14 protein-coding genes and 5 tRNA genes are annotated in these 21,704 nt (G+C 62.7%); 11 read left to right on the top strand and 8 right to left on the bottom strand.

The features are described from left to right. Nucleotides 1-103: 103 nt before the first annotated feature. Nucleotides 104-1,792, top strand: a complete 1,689-nt coding sequence (locus L6D75_RS15550) for a DEAD/DEAH box helicase (RefSeq protein WP_176512059.1) — start codon at nucleotides 104-106, stop codon at nucleotides 1,790-1,792. Nucleotides 1,793-1,896: 104 nt separating this feature from the next. On the opposite strand, the gene L6D75_RS15545 is transcribed toward L6D75_RS15550, so the two are convergent. Further along, entirely contained in the window at nucleotides 1,897-2,664 is a 768-nt protein-coding gene (locus L6D75_RS15545; RefSeq protein ID WP_176512060.1) for a DODA-type extradiol aromatic ring-opening family dioxygenase, read from the bottom strand. Nucleotides 2,665-2,765: 101 nt separating this feature from the next. Between L6D75_RS15545 and L6D75_RS15540 the strand changes: the two genes are divergently transcribed. Further along, nucleotides 2,766-3,413 carry a thiopurine S-methyltransferase gene (locus L6D75_RS15540; protein WP_176512061.1) on the top strand — a complete coding sequence of 216 codons (648 nt, stop codon included), beginning with the start codon at nucleotides 2,766-2,768 and terminating at the stop codon, nucleotides 3,411-3,413. Between the two features lie 142 nt (nucleotides 3,414-3,555). Here L6D75_RS15540 and htpX read toward each other — a convergent pair whose 3' ends face one another. Next, nucleotides 3,556-4,443 carry a protease HtpX gene (gene htpX, locus L6D75_RS15535; protein WP_176512062.1) on the bottom strand — a complete coding sequence of 296 codons (888 nt, stop codon included), beginning with the start codon at nucleotides 4,441-4,443 and terminating at the stop codon, nucleotides 3,556-3,558. Nucleotides 4,444-4,717: 274 nt separating this feature from the next. Then, nucleotides 4,718-5,929 (bottom strand): pyridoxal phosphate-dependent aminotransferase, encoded by a 1,212-nt coding sequence (locus L6D75_RS15530; protein ID WP_039603103.1) that lies wholly within the window; start codon nucleotides 5,927-5,929, stop codon nucleotides 4,718-4,720. A gap of 168 nt (nucleotides 5,930-6,097) precedes the next feature. Between L6D75_RS15530 and msrB the strand changes: the two genes are divergently transcribed. Both msrB and L6D75_RS15520 read left to right on the top strand, forming a co-directional pair. Further along, nucleotides 6,098-6,499: a peptide-methionine (R)-S-oxide reductase MsrB gene (gene msrB / locus L6D75_RS15525; protein WP_176512063.1), complete on the top strand. Its 402-nt coding sequence runs from the start codon at nucleotides 6,098-6,100 to the stop codon at nucleotides 6,497-6,499. A gap of 2 nt (nucleotides 6,500-6,501) precedes the next feature. After that, on the top strand, nucleotides 6,502-6,990 hold the full coding sequence (locus L6D75_RS15520; protein WP_176512064.1) for a glutathione peroxidase: 489 nt from the start codon (nucleotides 6,502-6,504) through the stop codon (nucleotides 6,988-6,990). Here the strand turns inward: L6D75_RS15520 and L6D75_RS15515 are convergent. After that, nucleotides 6,980-9,337 carry a hybrid sensor histidine kinase/response regulator gene (locus L6D75_RS15515; protein ID WP_176512065.1) on the bottom strand — a complete coding sequence of 786 codons (2,358 nt, stop codon included), beginning with the start codon at nucleotides 9,335-9,337 and terminating at the stop codon, nucleotides 6,980-6,982. The two genes, L6D75_RS15520 and L6D75_RS15515, sit on opposite strands and share 11 nt — an antisense overlap. Nucleotides 9,338-9,512: 175 nt before the next feature. Between L6D75_RS15515 and L6D75_RS15510 the strand changes: the two genes are divergently transcribed. Both L6D75_RS15510 and L6D75_RS15505 read left to right on the top strand, forming a co-directional pair. Continuing rightward, a complete protein-coding gene (locus tag L6D75_RS15510) occupies nucleotides 9,513-10,400 on the top strand; it encodes an ATP-binding protein (RefSeq protein ID WP_176512066.1) in 888 nt (295 codons plus the stop codon). Continuing rightward, entirely contained in the window at nucleotides 10,401-10,883 is a 483-nt protein-coding gene (locus L6D75_RS15505) for a GAF domain-containing protein (RefSeq protein ID WP_176512067.1), read from the top strand. It abuts the gene before it with no gap. Nucleotides 10,884-10,972: 89 nt separating this feature from the next. On the opposite strand, the gene L6D75_RS15500 is transcribed toward L6D75_RS15505, so the two are convergent. Beyond that, entirely contained in the window at nucleotides 10,973-11,740 is a 768-nt protein-coding gene (locus L6D75_RS15500; RefSeq protein ID WP_176512068.1) for a hypothetical protein, read from the bottom strand. 318 nt (nucleotides 11,741-12,058) lie between these two features. On the opposite strand from L6D75_RS15500, the gene L6D75_RS15495 reads away from it, so the two are divergent. The 5 genes from L6D75_RS15495 to L6D75_RS15475 all read left to right on the top strand — a co-directional run bounded on the left by L6D75_RS15495 (nucleotide 12,059) and on the right by L6D75_RS15475 (nucleotide 12,615). Continuing rightward, nucleotides 12,059-12,134 (top strand) — tRNA-Glu (locus L6D75_RS15495). Between the two features lie 2 nt (nucleotides 12,135-12,136). Then, nucleotides 12,137-12,212 (top strand) — tRNA-Gly (locus L6D75_RS15490). 89 nt (nucleotides 12,213-12,301) lie between these two features. After that, nucleotides 12,302-12,377: transfer RNA gene (locus L6D75_RS15485), tRNA-Glu, on the top strand. A 3-nt stretch (nucleotides 12,378-12,380) separates the two neighbouring features. Beyond that, nucleotides 12,381-12,456: transfer RNA gene (locus L6D75_RS15480), tRNA-Gly, on the top strand. A gap of 83 nt (nucleotides 12,457-12,539) precedes the next feature. Next, a tRNA-Gly gene (locus L6D75_RS15475) sits at nucleotides 12,540-12,615 on the top strand. Between the two features lie 127 nt (nucleotides 12,616-12,742). On the opposite strand, the gene L6D75_RS15470 is transcribed toward L6D75_RS15475, so the two are convergent. The 3 genes from L6D75_RS15470 to L6D75_RS15460 form a co-directional block, all read right to left on the bottom strand. Next, on the bottom strand, nucleotides 12,743-13,825 hold the full coding sequence (locus tag L6D75_RS15470) for a fimbrial protein (protein WP_176512069.1): 1,083 nt from the start codon (nucleotides 13,823-13,825) through the stop codon (nucleotides 12,743-12,745). Nucleotides 13,826-13,866: 41 nt separating this feature from the next. After that, on the bottom strand, nucleotides 13,867-16,383 hold the full coding sequence (locus L6D75_RS15465; protein WP_176512070.1) for a fimbria/pilus outer membrane usher protein: 2,517 nt from the start codon (nucleotides 16,381-16,383) through the stop codon (nucleotides 13,867-13,869). A gap of 212 nt (nucleotides 16,384-16,595) precedes the next feature. Then, entirely contained in the window at nucleotides 16,596-21,704 is a 5,109-nt protein-coding gene (locus L6D75_RS15460; protein ID WP_178128739.1) for an RHS repeat domain-containing protein, read from the bottom strand.

Below are 21,704 nucleotides of genomic sequence, written 5' to 3'. Positions count from 1 at the left end.
CGCAAATCCCCGCCGCCAAAGCTGCCTGGGTGACCTTTTGGTCTTTCAAGGCATGTGCAGCTTTGGAGCATGGGTCTTTGCGGATGCACCTAGAGGCAGACCCATGACCCAGGAAACCGGCGGCTTCGCCGCTCTCGATCTCAATCCGAATATTGTTGCTGCCGTTCTGGCGACCGGCTACGAAGAGCCGTCCGCCATTCAGCAACAATCGATCCCGATCATCCTCGCCGGTCACGACATGATCGGCCAGGCGCAGACTGGCACCGGCAAGACCGCTGCCTTCGCCCTGCCGATCCTCAACAAGATCGATGTGAGCAAGCGCGAACCGCAAGCCCTGATCCTGGCGCCAACCCGTGAGTTGGCGCTGCAAGTAGCTACCGCTTTCGAAACCTACGCCAAGCAGATGCCGGGCGTGAATGTCGTGGCCGTGTACGGTGGTGCCCCGATGGGCCCACAGCTGCGTGCCATTCGCAACGGCGCGCAAATCGTCGTCGCTACCCCGGGCCGTCTGTGCGACCACCTGCGTCGTGACGAGAAAGTCCTGTCCACCGTGCAGTACCTGGTACTGGACGAAGCCGACGAAATGCTCAAGCTGGGCTTCATGGACGACCTCGAAGTGATCTTCGATGCCATCCCAGCCTCGCGCCAGACCGTGCTGTTCTCCGCAACCCTGCCGTCGTCGATCCGCTCGATCGCCGAGCGCCACCTGCGCGAGCCCAAGCACGTCAAGATCCAGAGCAAGACCCAGACCGTTACCGCGATCGACCAGGCTCACCTGATGGTGCATGCCGACCAGAAGATCCCGGCTGTGCTGCGTCTGCTGGAAGTCGAAGAGTTCGACGCGCTGATCGCCTTCGTGCGTACCAAGCAAGCCACCCTGGACCTGGCCGCCGCGCTGGAAGCCAAGGGCTACAAGGCTGCCGCGCTGAACGGCGACATCGCCCAGAACCAGCGTGAGCGCGTGATCGACTCGCTCAAGGATGGCCGCCTGGACATCGTCGTCGCCACCGACGTCGCCGCCCGTGGCCTGGACGTACCGCGCATCACCCACGTGTTCAACGTGGACATGCCATACGACCCGGAATCCTACGTGCACCGTATCGGCCGTACCGGCCGTGCGGGTCGCGAAGGCCGTGCACTGCTGCTGGTCACCCCGCGTGAGCGCCGCATGCTGCAGGTGATCGAGCGCGTGACCGGGCAGAAGGTTGCCGAAGCACGCCTGCCGAACGCCCAGGCGGTACTGGATGCGCGCATCAAGAAGCTGACCTCGAGCCTGGCGCCGCTGGTGGCCGAAGCCGAAGCCACCCACGGCGAGCTGTTCGACCGCCTGACCACTGACCTGGGCTGCAGCGCCCGCGCCCTGGCCTCGGCCCTGCTACGCAAGGCCACCAATGGCCAAGCGCTGGACCTGGCCGCAGTAGAGCGCGAGCAGCCGCTGGTGCCGAGCTTCGCCCCGCGTGGTGAGCGCACCGAGCGTGCTGACCGTGGTGAGCGCAGTGAGCGCCGCGAAGGTGGCGACCGCGAGCGTCGCGCGCCGATGCCACTGGCCGAAGGCCGCGTGCGTTGCCGCACCGCCCTGGGTGCCCGTGACGGTATCGCTGCCAAGAACCTGCTGGGTGCAATCCTCAACGAGGGTGGCCTGGCACGTGACGCCATCGGCCGTATCCAGGTGCGTGACAGCTTCAGCCTGATCGAGCTGCCGGAAGATGGCCTGGAGCGTCTGCTGACCAAGCTCAAGGACACCCGTGTAGCCGGTAAGCAGCTGAAGCTGCGCCGCTACCGCGAGGATTGATCCTGGCGCAATGAAAAAATCCCCGGCCTAGGTCGGGGATTTTTTTTGCCTGTGCCGGCCCTTATCGCCGGCATGTGGGAGCCGGCTTGCCGGCGATAGGGCCTTCAGCCGAACCGATAAATATCCATCCCCAGCGCCCCCAGGGTAAACCCTTGGTGCACGATGGCAAATTTGCTCCCCGCCCCCAGGGCAAAGAACAACGGCAGGAAATGCTCATCACTGGGATGGTTGCGCAGCGCAAACGGCGCCTGTTGCTTGAAGCCTAGCAGCGCAGCCTGGTCATCCTCGCCGAGCTTTTCCACCACCCAGTCCCTGAACGCCAGTGCCCAGGGTTCGATCACCTCCGGCCCGGCATGCCAGTCAAGCTCGCCCAGGTTATGGGTGATGCTCCCCGACCCCACCAGCAGCACGCCCTCGTCGCGCAAGCCGGCCAATGCCTGGCCGACCTTGAGCTGCAGCGCCGGCCCCAGGTGGCTGGGTAGCGACACTTGGACCATGGGAATGCTCGCATCGGGATACATCAACGACATCGGCACCCAGGCGCCATGGTCGAACGGCCGCTGGGCATCCAGGCGCGCCGGCAGGCCAGCGGCGTTCAGCCGTGCGCTGATGTCGGCGGCCAGTTGCGGCTGGCCAGGCGCGGGGTACTGAACGGCGTACAGCGCCGCTGGGAAGCCATGAAAGTCATGCCAGGTCTCGGGCGCGGGGTTGCCGGTCACCAGCAGCTCGCGGCTCTCCCAGTGCGCCGACACCACCACGATTGCCTTCGGCCGCGGCAGGGCATTGGCCAGCCTGGCCAGCGCCGGCCCACTGGCACCGGGTTGCAGGGCAAGCATGGGGGAACCGTGGGAAATGTACAGGCTGGGCAGCATGGTGAGGTCCTGAAGGTTAAGATGCCTCCATCTTCGATCAGTTATCGATCGACATCCAATATAAGATTTTTGCCCAAACCATCGAAAAACCAGGAGGAAACATGGAGCCGGCGTTCTGGCATCGAAAGTGGGCCGACAACCAGATCGGCTTTCATCAGGCCCAGGCCAACCCCTATCTGCAACGCTACTGGCCGGGGCTCGGCCTGCCTGCCGGCAGCCGGGTGCTGGTGCCATTGTGCGGCAAGAGCCTGGACCTGGCCTGGCTGGCGGGGCAGGGCTACCGCGTGCGTGGCATCGAGCTGTCGCGCCGGGCCGTGGAGGACTTTTTCCAGGAGCAGGGGCTTGAGGCGCAGGTGACGCAACAAGGGCCGTTCGAGGTCTGGCGCAGTGGTGAGGTTGAGCTGTGGTGCGGGGACTTCTTTGCCTTGCAGGCCGAGGATGTGGCGGATTGCGTGGGGTTGTATGACCGTGCGGCGCTGATTGCACTGCCGGCGCCGATGCGTGCGCGTTACATGGCTTTGCTCTCGCGGCTGCTGCCTGGGGGGAGTGGGCTGCTGGTGACCTTGGACTATCAGCAGGAACTGTTGGCCGGGCCACCGTTTGCGGTGGCGGACGAGGAAGTGCGGACCGGGTTTGCCGGGTGGCATGTGCAAGAGATGGAGGCACGGGACGTGATCGGGGAAAGCCCGAAGTTCATGCAGGCAGGGGTGCAGCGCTTGGTCGAGCGGGTCTACCGCGTGAGGTTCTGATGCCTGGCCTGGCCCTATCGCCGGCAAGCCGGCTCCCACACTGATCATCGCTGGCCCTGTGGGAGCCGGCTTGCCGGCGATAGGGCCGGTACAGGCAAATGAAAAAGGGCGACCGAAGTCGCCCTTTGTTTTGCCTGGTGAATCAACCGCGGCGGCGCAGTGCCTCGATGCGCTCTTCCAGCGGCGGGTGGCTCATCAGCAGGCCGGCCAGGCCGTGCTTGAGGCCGCCGTTGATGCCGAACGCCTTCAGGGTGTCAGGCATGTGCACCGGCAGGCCCTGTTCCACACGCAGGCGCTGCAGGGCACCGATCATCGCGCCAGTACCGGCCAGGCGGGCACCGGCTTCGTCGGCGCGGTACTCGCGGCGGCGCGAGAACCACATGACGATCATGCTGGCGAGAATGCCCAGCACCAGCTCGGCGACGATGGTCGCCACGTAGTAGGCGATACCCTGGCCTTCTTCGTTCTTGAAGATCACCTTGTCGACGAAGTTGCCGATGATGCGGGCGAAGAACATCACGAAGGTGTTCACCACGCCTTGCACCAGCGCCAGGGTGACCATGTCACCGTTGGCCACGTGGCCGATCTCGTGGGCCAGCACGGCACGCACTTCATCGGGCGAGAAGCGCTCCAGCAGGCCCTGGGAAACGGCCACCAGGGCGTCGTTGCGGTTCCAGCCGGTGGCGAAGGCGTTGGCCTCGTAAGCCGGGAAGATACCTACTTCGGGCATCTTGATGCCGGCCTCGCGCGACAGCTCTTCGACCGTCTGCAACAGCCACTGCTCGTGGCGGGTGCGCGGCTGGCTGATGATCTGGGTGCCGGTGGTCATCTTCGCCATCCACTTGGAGATGAACAGCGAGACCAGGGAGCCGGCGAAGCCGAACACGGCGCAGAACACCAGCAAGCTGCTGAGGTTGAGGTCAACCCCGTTGGCGGCCATGAACCCGTTGAAGCCGAACAGGCTCAGGGTAATGCTTGCAACCAGCACCACCGCGAGGTTGGTGGCTACAAACAACAGAATGCGCATCATGGTTGTTACGTTCTCCTGACGGAAGGGTTGTTGCGTATGCGGGGTATATAAGGGGCCGATCGCACGGATTCAATCGGGCGACTATTTCAAACTGTGTACGGCGGAGTATGGCAGAGGATCTGGCGGGGGCTGTGAGCTAGAGCGTTGCAGGATGTAAGAAACGGTCGTTGGCGTTTGTAGGGGGCTGCTTTGCCGCCCATCGCCGGCAAGCCGGCTCCCACAGAAGGCTGCACAGGCCTCGAGCCTTGTGCTGCTTCTGTGGGGGAGGCATGCCTTACTGCGAATAGGTGCGCAGGAAGTTGCCGATCCGGCCAATGGCCGCTTCCAGGTCATCCACCCGCGGCAAGGTCACCACGCGGAAGTGGTCTGGCCACGGCCAGTTGAAGGCGGTGCCCTGCACGATCAGCAGCTTCTCGGACAGCAGCAGGTCCAGGGCGAACTTCTCGTCGTTGAGAATCGGGCAGACCTTCGGGTCGATCCGCGGGAACGCATACAGCGCGCCCATCGGCTTCACGCAGCTCACGCCGGGGATGTCGTTGAGCAGCTCGTAGGTGCGGTTGCGCTGCTCCAGCAGGCGGCCCGGCGGCAGCACCAGGTCGTTGATGCTCTGGTAGCCGCCCAGGGCGGTCTGGATGGCATGCTGGGCCGGCACGTTGGCGCACAGGCGCATGTTGGCCAGCATGTCGATGCCTTCGATGTAGCTCTGGGCGTGGTGCTTGGGCCCGGAGATGATCAGCCAGCCGGAGCGGAAACCGGCGACCCGGTACGACTTGGACAGGCCGTTGAAGGTCAGGCACAGCAGGTCCGGGGCCAGCGAGGCGGTGCTGATGTGCACGGCTTCGTCGTAGAGGATCTTGTCGTAGATCTCGTCGGAGAACACCACCAGGTTGTGCTGGCGGGCCAGCTCCAGCATGCCCAGCAGCAGCTCGCGGGAGTACACGGCGCCGGTCGGGTTGTTCGGGTTGATGATCACCAGTGCCTTGGTGTTCGGGGTGATCTTGGCCTTGATGTCTTCAAGGTCCGGGAACCAGTCGGCCTGCTCGTCGCACAGGTAGTGCACCGGCTTGCCACCGGCCAGGCTCACGGCGGCGGTCCACAGCGGGTAGTCCGGGGCCGGGATCAGCACTTCGTCGCCGTTGTTGAGCAGCGCCTGCATCGACATCACGATCAGCTCGGACACACCGTTGCCCAGGTAGATGTCCTCGATGGTGACGCCTTCGATTTCCTTCTGCTGGCAGTACTGCATCACCGCCTTGCGCGCGCTGAACAGGCCCTTGGAGTCGCTGTAGCCCTGGGCGGTGGGCAGGTTGCGGATCACATCCTGGAGAATTTCGTCCGGCGCCTCGAAGCCAAACGGCGCCGGGTTGCCGATGTTCAGCTTGAGGATGCGATGGCCTTCCTCTTCCAGGCGTTTGGCGTGCTTGAGCACTGGGCCGCGAATGTCGTAGCAGACATTGGCGAGCTTGTTCGATTTGCTGAACTGCATGATGTGGTCCCGATTGAGAATACGCGGTGCGCCGCCGTCGAAAGGTTTGAAAGGGCAGGGCGCGGGTGCCAGACTTGAAGCCTTGCACACGAAGCCAACTAATATACGTGCCACCCGCGCCCTGGAAAAGACGGCGCGAGGTGAAATTCAGCCTGCCGAGGTCCCCCCATGCAAAAGATCGACAAAACCCTGGAACAATGGCGTGCGATGCTCGACCCGGAGCAGTACCAGGTGTGCCGCCTGAAGGGCACCGAGCGGCCGTTCAGTGGCAAGTACAACAGCGAGCGCCGCGCAGGCGTGTACCACTGCATCTGCTGCGACCTGGCGCTGTTCGATTCGCAGGCCAAGTTCGATTCCGGCTGCGGCTGGCCAAGCTTCTACGCGCCGATCGAACAGAGCGCGATGGTCGAGATCCGCGACACCTCCCACGGCATGATCCGCACCGAAGTCACCTGCGCCCAGTGCGATGCCCACCTGGGCCACGTCTTCCCCGACGGCCCGCCACCGACAGGCCTGCGCTACTGCATCAACTCGGTGTGCCTGGACTTCAAACCCCGCGACGGAGCCTGACCATGGCCGCATCGATGCTGGACATCCCCTGCGTCACCCTCGGTGGCGAGCACAAGGTGCTGGGCGACTTCCCGGGCAAGGCGCTGCTGGTGGTCAACACCGCCAGTCAGTGCGGCTTCACCCCGCAGTACAAGGGCCTGGAGCAGCTCTGGCAGGCCTACCGCGAGCGCGGCCTGGTGGTGCTGGGGTTCCCCTGCAACCAGTTCGGCAAGCAGGAGCCGGGGGATGCGCGGGAGATCGCGCAATTTTGCGAGGTCAACTTCGGCGTGAGCTTCCCGCTGTTTCGCAAGGTCGAGGTCAACGGCCCGGGTACCCACCCGCTGTTCGTCGAGCTCAAGCAGCGGGCGCCGGGCCTTTTGGGGTCGCAGAAGATCAAGTGGAACTTCACCAAGTTCCTGGTCGACCCGGCCAGCGGCAAGGTCACCCGTTTTGCCCCCACCACCAAGCCCCAGGCCCTGGAAGCCGTCATCGAGCGCCTGCTCAGCCGCTGAGCGGCACCCAGTGCTCGATCAGCGCCAGTAGCTCTTCGCGGCGAAACGGCTTGGCCAGGTAGTCGTTCATGCCTGCCGCACGGCAGCGCTCGCGTTCCTCGGGCATGGCGTTGGCGGTGAGGGCGACGATCGGCAGGTCGGGCCAGCGGCCGCTCTGGCGGATGCGCCGGCTGGCCTCGTAGCCGTCCATCACCGGCATGTTGCAGTCCATCAGCACCAGGTCGAAATCTTCCTGCGCCAGCAGCTCCAGGGCCTCGGCGCCCTGGGTGGCCAGGGTGACCTGGCAGCCGAGCTTGGCCAGCATGCCCTTGGCCACCAACTGGTTCACGGGGTTGTCTTCGACCAAGAGAATGCGTGCACGGCCGGCCGTGGCGTTCAGCGCCGGAGTAGCCAGCGGGTGTTCCGGGGCATGGCCCTGGAGGATGCGCCGCAGCGTCTGGTACAGGGCATTGCGTGCCAGCGGCCGGGCCAGCTGGTGCAGCGGCGCCAGTTGCGCCGATTGCTCGGCGGGCAGGAAGTTGCCGTAGGCGGTCACCAGCAGGATCGGCGCCTTCAGGGTTGGGCGCAGTTGCAGCAGGTGGTCGAGGTCATCGGTGATCAGCAGGTCGACGCGCTCGGCGGGCAGGCTGGCGACGCTGTCGTGGCGCTGGTAGCTCAGCCCCCAGCTTGGCAGCAGGCCCTGCAACAACTCGCTGAGGCCGCTGGCGGCGGCGCTCAAGGCCAGCACCTGGCCGTGCAGGGGCGCGGCGGCGATGGCCTCGGTGTGGATGGGCAGCGGCAGTTCGGCGCTGAAGCGGCTGCCGAAGCCGGGCTCGGAGTGGATGTACAGGCGCCCGTGCATGGCCTTGCACAGGTTGTGGGTCAGGGTCAGCCCCAGGCCGGTGCCGCCATATTGGCGGGTAATGCCGGCGCCGGCCTGGGTGAACGGCTGGAAGATCCGCGCCTGGGCCTCCTCGGGGATGCCGATGCCGGTGTCGCTGACCTCCAGGCGCACGCCGCCGACGATGCGCACCAGGCGGATGTCGACGCGGCCAAAACGCGTGAACTTGAGCGCGTTGGACAGCAGGTTGCTGACCACCTGGCGCACGCGCGTGGGGTCACCCAGCACCGAGCTTGGGAAGTCGTTGGCGATCAGGCAGGTCAGTTCGACGCTTTGCGCAGCGTTCTGCGACAGCAGGTTGGCGGTGTCCTCGACCATCGCCCCCATGTCGAACGGGATGCGTTCGAGCTCCAGTTGGCCGGCGTCGAACTTGGACAGGTCGAGGATATCGTTGAGCAGCTCCACCAGCACCTTGCCCGAGTCGTGGGCGATTGCCAGCTGCTGGCGCGGTTCGCTGGCCAGCGGGCTGTCCAGGGCCAGGGCGATCATGCCGAGCATGCCGTTGAGCGGGGTACGGATCTCGTGGCTCATGTTGGCCAGGAACGCCGCGCGCGCCTGGGCCATGTCCAGGGCCCGCTGGCGGGCTTCCTCCAGCTCCTGGTTGGACTGGCTCAGGCGGCTGTTGATGGCCTTGAGCTCGTCGGTGCGAGCAGAGACGATGTTCTCCAGCTCGTTGAGGTAGTCGGTCAGGCGGTTTTCGGCACTGCGCCGCTGCTGGATTTCGGTGGCCATGCTGACGAACTGCTGGTTGGCGACCTTGACCAGCACGCCGATTTCGTCGAATTCGTGGCCGGGCGGGCAGTCCACCCGGGTTTGCCGCGGCTTTCGCGGGTCGCCGCCGCTGAGGGCGCCGATCACCGTCACCAGGGGCTTGGTCAGCATGAAGTAGAACAGCCCCAGGAGGATGCCGGTCAGCACCAGGCTGCGGGCAAAGCCGCTGAGCAAGGTGACCTCGGCGCGGTCGAGAAAGCGGCTGCCGAAGGCGAAGGTGTCGACTTCCAGGTACAAGGTGCCGAGGTACTCCTCGGGCATGTGGGTCAGGTACAGCCTGTCCTGGAACTGGCGCTGCTCGCCAAACAGGAAATCGCTCAAGGGCCGGTAGCTGTCCTGCAGGCGCGCGCGCTCGACGTCGGCCAGCACGGTTTCGTTGTTGTCGATCAGCCGGGCGCGGATCACCGCCGGCGATTGCAGCAGGCCGCGGGTCAGCTCCAGGGCCAGTTCCGAATCGATGTTGTAGGCGATGCGCGAGGCCGGGTTGTGGCTGATTTGCAGCAGCGCCTGCACTTCGCGGTTGATGGATGCGTCTTCGCTGGCATAATCGATGCCGATCTGGATGAGACTGAGCAATGTTCCCAGGATGAAGCCGACCAGGACTGTCAACCGGGCTTGCTTGTATGACAGGCGATTGGTGAACTTGATATCCATGAGTCCCGAGCCGGTTTCACGTCCCTTGCGCTGCGCAAGCATAGCCTGTAGGGGCGGCCTTGTGTCGCGAAAGGGCTGCACAGCAGCCCCGGCTATTTCAGCTTCGCAGCTTGCCTTTGAGGGGGCCGCTTCGCGACCCTTTCGCGACGCAAGGCCGCTCCTACAGAAGATGGGCTGCGAAATGGCCCCAAAGAACAGAAGTCCGAAGGAGTCCTCAATGGACGCTCGCTTGAATGCTTTCCTGGAACGCGCGGAATCGGTGCTGGCGCGTCTCGAACCCCTGTTGCCGGCGCCACGCCCGACCATCGACTGGTCCACCACCCTGGCCGCGCGCTGGCAGCGCGATGGGCGCACTGGCTACCTGATGCCGCTTGAAGTGAGCCTGGACATCCGCCTGAGCGACCTGATCGGGGTCGACAAGCAACGTGACCAGCTTGGCCGCAACACCCACCAGTTCATCCACGGCCTGCCGGCCAACCACGCCTTGCTGTGGGGCTCGCGCGGCACCGGCAAATCGTCGCTGGTGCGCGCCTTGCTGGCCGAGCATGCCGGTGCCGGGCTGCGCCTGATCGAGATCGAGCGTGACCACCTGGCCGACCTGTCGCGGGTGGTCGAGCAACTGCACAAGCTGCCACAGCGCTTCATCCTGTTCTGCGACGACCTGTCGTTCGAAGCCGGGGAGGGCGACTACCGGGTGCTCAAGAGCGTGCTCGACGGCTCGCTGGAACAGGCGCCGGACAACGTGCTGCTGTACGCCACCTCCAACCGCCGCCACCTGGTGCCGGAGAAAGAGAGCGACAACGAGAACTGGAAGCGCGTCGACGGCGAGCTGCACCCCAGCGAAGCGGTGGAAGACAAGATCGCCCTGTCCGACCGTTTTGGCCTATGGCTGTCGTTCTACCCCTTCACCCAGGAACACTTCCTCGATGTGGTCGAGCACTGGATCGGCCAGCTGGCACAGGCTGCCGGGCTTGCCTGGCAGCGCAGCGAAGAACTCGACATCCTTGCCGTGCGCTGGGCCACCGGCCGCGGTAACCGTAATGGCCGTTGTGCCTATCAGTTCGCCCGCTACTGGGTAGGGCTGCAATTGTTGGAGCAGAAATAAATGATCGACCTCAATGCCAGTGGCGCCGGCCTCGACGGCTACAACCTGCTGGCAGCGCAAGTGCAGGCGCTGTTTGCCGACGAGCGCGACTTCATCGCCAATGCCGCGCAGTTCTCGGCGTTTCTCTACCACCAGGTGGACGACCTGAATTGGGCGGGGTTCTACCTCAACCGCAACGAAGAGCTGGTGCTCGGCCCGTTCCAGGGGCAGGTGGCTTGCGTGCGCATTGCGTTCAGCAAAGGCGTGTGCGGCGCGGCGGCGGCCACCCGGCAGACCCAGCGGGTGGACGATGTGCATGCCTTCCCCGGGCACATTGCCTGCGACAGTGCGTCCAACAGCGAGCTGGTGATTCCGCTGGTGAAGGAGGGCAGGTTGATTGGCGTGCTGGACCTGGACAGCCCGAAGCTTGGGCGCTTCAGCGAGGCGGACCAGGTGGGGTTGGAGCGTTTGGTGGCGGTATTTCTGGAATTGACTGACTGCTGATTGGCGCTGACTGTACTGGCCCTATCGCCGGCAAGCCGGCTCCCACCTGTCCGTGTGGGAGCCGGCTTGCCGGCGATAGGGCGCACCGATCAGTCGTAGATCACCCGCTTCTTCCAGGTCTCGTCCTCGTCGGTCTTCAAGCCCTGGGTCAACGCGTTCTCGTCATTCTCGGCCGGCTCCATCTGGTCCAGCACCTGGGCATTGGCCCGCGCCAGCAGTTTCTCCAGATAGGTCAACTGCTCTTCATACACTTTCGGCTCGGGCTGCTTGCGCAGGTACTGCACGCCACGCTCGAACGCCAGGCGCGCCTGGCCTGGCTGCTCTTGCTGCAGGGCCTGCTGGCCGAGGTTGTTGAAGAACTCGATGTGCAGCAGCACCAGCAGGTGGCGGATTTCCTTGACCCAATGCTTGCCCTCGGCGGTCTGCAGCACATTTTCCTGGGTCGCCTTGACGATCTGGGTGTGCAGGGCCTCGAGCAGGAAGCGCACATCCTTGGCCTTGACCTCGGTCTGGATCGGGCTCGGCGGGTTGTTCACCGGGATTCGCTCGCCCTGGCCGATCAAGCCTTCGAGTTCGGCAATCCGCGCCTTGAGCTCGGCATTGTGCTTGTCCAGCGCCAGTTGGCGCTGGTTGAGGCTCAGTTCCAGGCGAGCCAGCAGCAGCTTCAGCGCCGGGGTCATGAACTGGCCCGGGAAGCTCTCGGTGATTTCGCCACAGCGGCGCACGCGGTCGGCCAGTTCGATCTTCAGCCGCGCGCGTTCCAGTTTGCTGTTCTCGACCACGTTGTTGAGGTAGCCGATCACGATCAGCAACGCGATACCCGCAACGATGAGCAGTGTGATCAGAAGTGGTGTCACCGTTAACGCCTCATCAGGAAGTTTTACATTGAGAGTGTAGCGAACAGGCCAGCCCGCTCGCCACGTGACTCTGTGTCGGCTCGTCGCCGCGTTTCTCCAGTGATGGCACTTTGCGTTCAGGCCGTCAGAAAATCAACGCCAATCCTTGGGCACCCCCGGCCAGGTGCCTATATAGAGAGCGAAGTCATTGATTTAAATAAATTTATAGAAAAGGGTTGACGACCTTTCACGGCATCCATAGAATGCGCGCCACTTGCAGCGTAAAGCACACAGCGAAACGCGGCAGGGAGTGAAAGCAAGCAGCAATGCTTGTAGCGTGTCCCCTTCGTCTAGTGGCCTAGGACACCGCCCTTTCACGGCGGTAACAGGGGTTCGAGTCCCCTAGGGGACGCCAATGCGGGAATAGCTCAGTTGGTAGAGCACGACCTTGCCAAGGTCGGGGTCGCGAGTTCGAGTCTCGTTTCCCGCTCCAATTTCCACGGCAACGCTTTCGGGCGGTGCTGGAAAAAGAAATCCAGGGTACTTCGAAAGGAAACCTTGGTGCGCTGAAAAGCGTTGTGTGTCCCCTTCGTCTAGTGGCCTAGGACACCGCCCTTTCACGGCGGTAACAGGGGTTCGAGTCCCCTAGGGGACGCCATTTGCGGGAATAGCTCAGTTGGTAGAGCACGACCTTGCCAAGGTCGGGGTCGCGAGTTCGAGTCTCGTTTCCCGCTCCAGTTTTAATACTGTGGCGTCTATGCGGTGCAGTGGTGGTGAAGGTCTTGATGGCGCTTCACGCCGAAAGCGGTAAAAGTTTCACGCGGGAATAGCTCAGTTGGTAGAGCACGACCTTGCCAAGGTCGGGGTCGCGAGTTCGAGTCTCGTTTCCCGCTCCATTCATAGGTTCACAGTTTGCTGTGAACTGACAAAAAAAGACGCTTAGGCGTCTTTTTTTGTGTCTGCTGAAAAGTGCACCGCAGCTTGGCCTTCAAACCATACCCCAGCCAGGCTGGGGCAGCAGGGTCAGCGGTATTCAATGGTGAAATTCAGTGCGCCCTTAGCCACCCCGGGGGTGACATTGGCTTCGGTCTGGCGATACTGCGCGCGCAGGTCCAAGCGCATGTTTCCCGGGCTCACGGCCGCCATGTCGACGTACTCCTCAAGTTGGAGCGGGGTGTTGTCGCTGCGCAGCACCTGGATGCCAATGCCCTTGGCGTCGGAGTCGGTGGTAAGGCTGAACAAGCCCAGGTCGCGATCTATCGGCGTGGACCCGTCGACGCCGTCCAGGCGCATGAACGCCCTGGCGACACTGCCATTGGGGTCGTCGTCGCAATCACTGAGGGTGATGAAGAAATCGGTTGCAGCGGTGGTGGTGCCTACACCTTTGAAATCGGCAAGGTCGTGACTGCCAAGCTGTACCGGATTGGCGCTGACCGCGTCGGCCTTGAGCGTGCATTGAGCCTGCATGACCTGGGCACTGAGGGTCAGCCTCAGGGCGTCGCCCACATCGCTGATGTTAGCCCTGGCCACTTCCTGGCTGAACGATTGAGGCCCAGGGGGGATGTTGCCGGTCTTGATCAAGGCAATGTACGTCAGGCGCTGAATGTTGCTTCTCAGGGCGATGGGGGTCATTCGTTGGGCATGTTCGGCCAGGAAGGGCAAGGCGCCGACGCCGTCCAAGGCTCTGAAATGGTTGTTGGCCGTGCCGTTCAAAAAACTGCCAAACACCACATACAGGCCCACACCGGGGATGCTGGTCTGCAGCACCTTGCCATTCACGTCCCTGCCATCTATCGGAGGGAATGAACCGGGTGCCAGGGGTAATGAGGTAGTGACATCCGCGGTCAGGGTCCTAATGCCGTCGCTGTCACACACCAGCCGCGCGCCATCCGTACCGGTCATCAGTTGCAGGCCCCAGGAGGCGATCTTGCTACCCACCGGGGCGTCCCTGGCTACCCATACTGCTGGGCCGAGATTGTGGTTGAAGAGCATCGGCCCAGGCGTTGTTTCCCAGAAACATTCGTCATCGGCTTGTACTGTGCCGGCCATTGACAGTATGCCCAACAGGGCGGCGATGCTCAGGTTGAAGGTTGGTTTACGAGGCATTCTGGATTTCCTGTGGGTGACGGCGCGCGCGCCTGGGCAGCTCATGGCGCAGCGCAGCGCAAGGTTTGCATGCGATAGCCCTGGTCTTCCTGCATGCTTGAAGGGTCGATCGGCAGCTGGCACTGTTGCCCCGCCTGTTGGCCCCAGCTCGCGAGCAGCGTCTGCGGCTGCGAATCGGTAGCGACCAGCGCCTGACCGGCCTGGCCGACAATCGCCAGGTGCTCACCTTGTTCGGTGCTGACTCGGGTGCCGAAAGGCAGGGGGCTGCCGTCGGCCTGCTGCAGGGTGAGGATCAGGCGGCTGACCCGGCGCGCCTTGAACTCGGCCAACACGATCGCGCCCCGGCGCGGCACCACCTGGGTGGCTCCGTTTTCGATTTCCACATCCGGCCCTACCTCATCGGTCTGCAGCGCAACCTGGTTGATCCGATAGGGGCGCATGTGGGGGGCCAACATATAGCCGCTGCTATTGGTTTTCGCCCCGGGCGCGTTGTCCACGGCTACCCCGGCTACGTCAGGCACGTGGACCAGCGCAGTGGTGTCGCCCAGGTAGGAGCCAAGAACGATGCCGCCGGCATGGGCCACGACAGCGCCACTGGCGTTGATCGACACGCTGCGGTAGTTGCTGCCTTCGGTGTAGCCGCCGCCGAGGTTGACCATCGGGGTCTGGTAGCCTGCCGAAATGGCCGCCGAAGTCCGCTGTTGTTCGTCGTTGGCCAGCGACGCCTGGTAACTGAGCCGATTGTCCGAGGAGCCACCGTTGACACTGGCGCGTTCGCTGAAGCGGCCATTGCTTTCCTGCACATCGAAGCTGGCGCTGCTCGATGAACCCATATCCAGCGGAATGGTCACGCCCAGGCCGACGATGCGATCGTTGCGCCCGTCGTTGTCCAGCGACTGTGAGGCATAAAGGTTGAGACTGACGCGACGAAACCGCGTATTGAATTGAAACTGGTACTGGCGCCGCTGCAGGTTGCTGTTCCAGTAATCATCCTGGGACAAGGTCAGGCTCAGCGAGCTGTTGCTGAAGTTCTGATAGACAGAACTCTCCAGGCGGCTGCGGCGATTGCCCTGGTAGCGGCTGGAGGCATTGCGCTGTTGAATGGCCTCTTCGAATTCGCGGTAGCCTTCGGTGGAGTAGCGGTAGCCGGCAAAACGCAGGCTGGTGCCGGTCTGGAACGATTTGCCATACCGCGCGGAATAACTTTGCCCTTGCACCTGGCCCTGTTCGCCCAGGTCTGTGCGTGCCTGGGTGACATCGAGCGACACCGCGCCGAGTTCAGCGAGGTCCTTCGCGGCGCCCAGAGTGGCGGCATTGTAATACTCGCTACCCAGCAAGCCCCCGTACAGGGTGGTGCTCCAGGCGCCGCCGCGGGCCAAGGTGGCTTGCCACAGGGTAGGGTCGTCGAGGTTGTCGGCACTGTCGTAGCGGCCGGCCGCAATGTTGTAGCGCCAGACTCCCTCACGCAACAAGTTGCTCAGCGTCGAATAAGGCTGGATGAACCGGCGCACCTGGCCGTCCGCCTCGGTCAGGACGATTTCCAGGTCGCCGCTGCTGCCGCCGATGCCCAGGTCGTTGATTTCATAGGGGCCTGGCGCCACGTAGGTCGAGTAGATCGGATAGCCGTTTTGCAGCACCTCGAGCTTGGCGCGGGTTTGCGCCACGCCACGGATCACCGGGGCATAGCTCTGCATCACATCGGGGAGCATGTCCATGTCGGTTGCCAGCTGCACGCCCTTGAAGGGTACGCTGCGAAACACATCGCCATTGGTGAAGGTTTCGCCCACGGTTGCAGTGCCCCATTTGCCTGGCAGGTCATGCTGGGCGTAGGTATTGATGTGGGTCCAGCTTCGTTGTTGTTGCCCGTCATCGCGCCAGCTCTGGCTGCTGCGCAGGCGCCAGCCGCCCACATTCAGCCCGCCGTTCAGGTACAGGTCCTGGCTACTGCGCGAAGGGCCAGCGGTGCCGCTGTAGTTTTGCGCCGAGGCCTGGTAGTTGACGAAGGCTGCGGTGATGCCCGAATCCCAGCGCTCTGGCGCGACACTGCCGGCAACGTCGCGGCGCAGGGCGAGCTGTGGAATCGACAGCGCCAGTTGCAGCTTGCCTGCGTCCAGTTCGAAGGCGGCATGGGGGATCAGTTCGGGCAGGTTGACGCATTGGTCGTCGCTGGGCAGTGGCGTGTCCAGGGCCTCTTCGCGCAGGCCAAGTTCGCGCAGCAGTGCAGCGCTCAGGCAGGGTTCCAACCCCTTGCCGTCGGCGCGTTCGCGAAAATCGATTGGGTGGCGCCCGGCCGTTGCCAGGTTGACCAGCACTTCGACCTGGTAACGCCCTGGGGCCAAGGTCGTTTGCGCAGCCAGCGAGCGCAACGCCGAGGCGCTTGCATCACTTGACTGCCCGGGCGCAACGCGCATGAAGTTGGGGTTGAATTGCAGCAATTGCTCTTCGGCGAACGCGGCGGGCGCGGCAATCAACAGCAATAGGCCGCAACGAGTTGCGCGCCACTCAAGGGATGAACGGATATTCGCCAATAACTGCCAGCGCAGGGAAGCATTTTGCATGGATGGGCACCTTTTACGCGCCGCTTGTAAACAAGAACATGGGGCTACGGCCCATCCCTGGAAGTATCAGTTTGTCAGCGGCAAATTTGACGCGACAATAAGATGGTCGTGAGAGCTTATATGTAGGAAAATTCGCATTCGAAGGCGGAAATCCCTACAAATATGATTCATGGCATGTAGGTGGGGACGGCCCGTCATGGGCCGTCTCGGGTTTATTTATAAAGTAGGCTAGGATTTTGTGGCGCGTAACTTGGTTTGCTGGGGTTTGGGACCCATTTTTCGCCTATCAGTTCGTATCCAAGTATACTTCCCCCTGACTTCTTAGGAACGAGGGGCTGCCCTATTGTTACGGGCGGCGCGGGCTGAACGAAAGGTGTCGGAGAAGTTTCGAAAAGTTGGCTGATATCATAAATTTCTGGCTCAGTCGTGGCTTTGGTTATGGGTTTAGCATTGGGTTTGAATTTCTGTTTACGGTTTTCGAGGGCAAATATATCAGAATATCTTGCATCACCGCTGCCAACGATGATCTTGCCAATGTACTCATTTTTGACTTGAGGCGCTGGCAAACCTGAAGTTGAGGTGGCAGTGGCAATTGAACGCGGTTGTGTAGTATTAACACCCTTCGAAGCAGAACTTATTAAATCATCGGTGCTCGTCGCCGCATCCGCACTGCGAGTTCCGAGTTCATTTGCCACGTTTTTTACCGACATGAAGCGGCTCATGGCGATGACTCCCAAGGTACTCACTGCGCTGGCGATGCCCAGCCAGAATGACCAGTTATTGGCTGTCTCATCACCGTTGGCAGCAGCAACGGCTGACGCGGCCGTGGACGCGACGTCCAGGCCAAGGCTGGTGGCACCGGCGGCGAATGCAAGGGTAAAGCCTACCGGTGGCAAAAATATCAAGCTGACCACTGCGAATATTGCGCCCAGCGCTACGCCCAGCCAGGATCGCCAATCACTCTTCGGCTTGGGCGCCGGTGTAGGCGGGATGAAAGGCAGTTCGACACTGTACCGTTCACCCACGTGCCCGCTTGGGTCACGCCAGTTCACGGGGTTGCCGCCGCAATAGCTGTAAGGGTTGATGCCTGCATCTTCCGGATACAGTTCGTCGGGGCTATGAAAGCGCATCAGTACCGGGTTGTAAGCGCGGTAGCCACGCCCCAGCAGGTACCAGCCAAGGGCGCGCTCGCGGGCTTCGCCATTGAACCCGAGCAGGCCTTGCAGGTTGCTGTCGGCGAGGGTTTCGCCGTAAGCGTTGTAATGCGCCTGCTCGAGCGTGCTGCCATCGCTTTCGCCAATCACGCTGCCGTTGGCGTCGGTCAGCAGCAGCCGCGTGCTGTTGCCGCTACCCGATTGCTGCAGCCCCGCAGGCTGGTCCGCAGCGTACAGGTACTGGGTGAGCAACCCGTTTTCCAGCGTGCTGCTCAGGCGATAGCCCTGATAGCGGCGCTGCACTTCGCTGGCGTTGCCTTGGGTCGAGCCGACCAGATCGCCATGGCCGTCGTAACGGTAGCTGTGCAATAGCTGCAAGCCGTCGGCACTGCGTACCTCCATCAAACGCCCGGTCGGGTCGTAGAGCAAGCGATTGCCCTGTTCGTCGTTCAGCAGGTTGCCGTCGTCGTCGTGGCTGAAGGCTTGCCTGGCGGGGTAATCCGGTTGCAACGTATGCGTGGCCTCGCGCAACAGGAAGCCGTCGTAGACGTAGGTGGCCACATCCATGCTGCCGTCGGCGAAGTCGGTGTAACACTCGGTCAGGTTGTTCAACGCGTCGTAGATGAAGAACTGACTGACGATCTGCCGGCCGCTGCCATTGCTCGGCAGCTCGGAACCCTCGAAGCGGTGATGCTCCAGGCGGTCCAGCACGTCGTAGTCGAAGCGCTCATGCAAGATTTCGCTGCCGTCGCGGCTCAGGGTGCGGCTGTACAGTTGGTCGTCGGAACGCCACGACAGCTCCAGGGCATGGATGAGCGTGGAGCCATCGGTACGTGTCAGGGCCTGGGTGCGCGATGTTTCCCTGCCCAGGTCATCGTAGAACTGCTTGCTCAATAGCCGCTGGCGGTTTGCCGCATCTTCGGTCTCGGTGCTGTGCAGGCGTCCTGCCGAGTCATAGCCGAAGGTCGCCAGCAAGCTGCCTTGGCGTGTTGTCTGCAGCCTGCCCAATGCGTCATAGGTATGGGTGATGCTGTCGCCGTCGCTGGTGGTGACGCGCAATGGCAGGCCTTGCAGGGAGTGGCTGTAGTCGCAGCTGTAATGCTCGCCGGTGATGCTGTCGTCCCAGAGCGCCTGCTCCAGATAACCCTGGTCGGTGTAGCGGTAGCTGCGGGTACCTTGCGCATTGCTGGCATCGTTGATTGCCGCCGTCAGCGGGTGGTAATCAAAGGTGGCTTGGTTGGGGGCATCGGCAGCCTCTGCCGTGGTGATGCTGATGCTCTTGGGCTGTGCCGACAGGCTTGGCTGGTAGGCAAAGGTAAAGGTGCGACTGCTGGCTGTGGTACGGCTGAGGGGCAGCACGGTGTTCTCGACGTAGGTGTACGCTTCACGCCTGGCGCCCATGTGCAATGACTTCAGGCGGGCGACACCGTCGAAATCGCGCTCGCATACCAGCTGACCGTTGCTGCTGTTGCGTGGCCGCACCTGCAGTCGCTCGGTCAGCTCGGCACTGCTGTGCAGCGCAAAATCACGCAGCACTGCCGATTTGTCCGGCTGCTCGGTCTGGGTGATGCGCCCCTGTGGGTCAAATCGATAGCGTGAGGCGCGCCTGGAGGTGCTGGACGTGCCGGTGGGCTTGTCGAAGTAGCGCGCTTCGTCCGTGCAGTGGCCAAGGCCATCATAAGCAAGGACCCGGCGTCCCATTATCTTGCCGTCCGATGCGATCCTGAAGTGCTGGGCCGGCTTGCCGAGACTGTTGGTTTCGGTGACGGTGTGCTGCTGGCGTTCGCCCGGCCGATCCGGGGTTTCCATCCACTCGGTGATCTGGTCACCGTCCATCCCGAAGGGGGTTCGCTCGCGGTGCACGGTGACGCCATCGGCCTGGGTGGTTTTGCACAGCTCACCCCAGGCGTCGTAATCGAAGCTCGAGGTGAGTGCGATGACCTGTTCGGCAGCCTGGGCACTGGTCTGGTAGTAATCGTAGACGGTCAGGCCGCGAAGTTGCCCCAACCCATCGTAGCGGCTTTCGCTGACCAGCTTTTTCGACCGTGCAGCCCCGGCAGCTGCCGCTGTTTCCCGCTCTTCCTGCACCGGCCGATTGCAGCCGTCCAGCGTCATGATCGACATCACGCCGGTACTTTCGATGACCCACTGCGTAGCCGTTTCACCGCTATTGGTGACCTGGTTGTAGCCATGCACGGTGCGGCTTTCGTCAGGTGTACCCGGTGCAACCGTTTCTTCGGTTACCCGCCCAAGGACGTCGTAGGTGATACGCACGGCGTTGCCAGCGCCGTCCTCGCCATAGGTCTGCTGCCCGCTAAGGGCCGACGCGGCTTCGCTGGTGCTCATCTGCTCCAGGTCGAAGCCTGACACGCTGGTGTCACGCCAGTGCTCCAGGCCCCATTTGTCATCGCGCACCTTCCGGTAGCGCCAGCGGGTACGGGTGGTGCGGCTGTCGATGGCTTTGCGCAGAGGGTTTACAAGGTCATTGCCATAGCGCGTGACGGCCTGATGATCGGGCCGGCCGTGAAGGTAGGCGTCGCCTGGGGTTTCCAGGTACTCGCGCTCGACCAGCTGCAGCAACTGTTCCGACTCATCGGCCTGATCGGCATTGAAGATCTGCAACTGCCGCTCTTCGCTCACGCCCAGCCACGGGTTGCTGATGCCGGCCAGCGGCAAATAGGCTTTGTAGCTCAGGCGCGTGCGCATGACTGGCGCATCGCCTTGCTGGTCGAGTGGGTAAACGGTCGTGCTTTTCAGGTTGCGCCTGAAGTTTTCCGGGTCTGGCGGGCAAGTGCCGTCCTCTCCCGACTCGCCTTGTTCGTGATAGTACGCATAGCGGGTACGTATGCCGGTAGGTTGCACTTCCTCGATCAGATTGCCTGCATCGTCGTACAGGGTGGTGACGTGTTCGACGCGGACTTTGAAGGGGTCGTCGCGCAGCGTCCAGCGCTTGGTGATGACATGCGGCAGCTGGAAGTACGGCGGTTGGTCATCAAAGGGGGTATCAGGCTGTTCGTGGTACTGGGTGAGGGTTTCCTCGACATGGCCCTCTTGCTCAATTGCCTGGCGCACCAGCAGGTGATGACGATTGTAGGTCTGGGTGCGTGTGCGGATCTCGGTTGCGCCATCCCAGAAATGCGCGGTCACGCTGTATTGATAGCTGGGCTGGGCACGGTAGAGGTTGTCCTCGCCGTTGTCCTGCCAGGTAATGCCGCTGTTGTAACCGACAAAATTGCGGTCCAGCCATTGCTGGCTATCGGGGTCGTAGTGCTTGTAGGTATAGGTCGTCTTCAACGGAGGCTGGCCGGCCCCTGGGTAGAGGGTGTGCGTGGTGACCCGAGGCAAGGCTGCACGCTGGCCATTGGTAGGCAGAATGTGGCCTTCATCCTCGTAGGCCACCTGTTCTTCCGCGCCGGCGGGCGTCCACACCTTTCTTACGCAAAGCAGGTCGCGCACCGTGCCGTATTCGATACGCCAGTTCGCGCCTTCTGCACTGGGCAGGATGATCTTTTGCAGTTCGCGGTTGAACATCTGCAGCGTGTACCGTGCATGGTACAGCTTGCCTGGAGCGGCATTGGGATGCAGGTCGATGGTCACGCCGCCGGTGGAGTAGGTGAGTTTCAGCAACTGCTGAACCTGGTCGTCAGCATCGCGATAACTCAGGGTTTCCAGGCGCACCGGGTTGCTGGAATAACTCAGTGAAACCGTATGCCCCGCCGCCGAACGGACTTCGGTGGGCAGGTACACCGGTGTACTGCCAGCCTGGCGGGTCAGTACTTCCACCAGGCCGGACTTGTGCACGACCCGGTAACGGTCTGCACCCTGCGCGGTGTCATCGTGGAAGTGAAAGGTATCCAGTTTCTTTTCCCGAATCCCCGGCTGCTCGCCGCTGCCGGTCACCTTGAAGGTTTCCCCGCTGTGCAGTGTCAGTATCTGCGTGCCAGGTACATACTCGGTGAGGGACAGCGCCCAACCCTTGCCGAAGCCGGAATCCTCATCGTTCAAGGGGTTGAAGGCCAGGCGCAACGGCAGTTGCGGCCCGATGAGATCATTGCCGGCCAATACCGGCAATGCAATTGCCAATGTGTATTGCCCCGTTCGCGGGTCAACGCCGTTCTGCAGGAAACTTTGAAAGTTTGCAGCATTGGAATGGATGACACTGGACAT

This window comes from Pseudomonas faucium, from assembly GCF_021602585.1.
Lineage (GTDB): Bacteria > Pseudomonadota > Gammaproteobacteria > Pseudomonadales > Pseudomonadaceae > Aquipseudomonas > Aquipseudomonas faucium.
The sequence above is the reverse complement of the archived record's forward strand: the minus strand, read 5'-3'. Positions and strand labels throughout refer to the sequence as shown.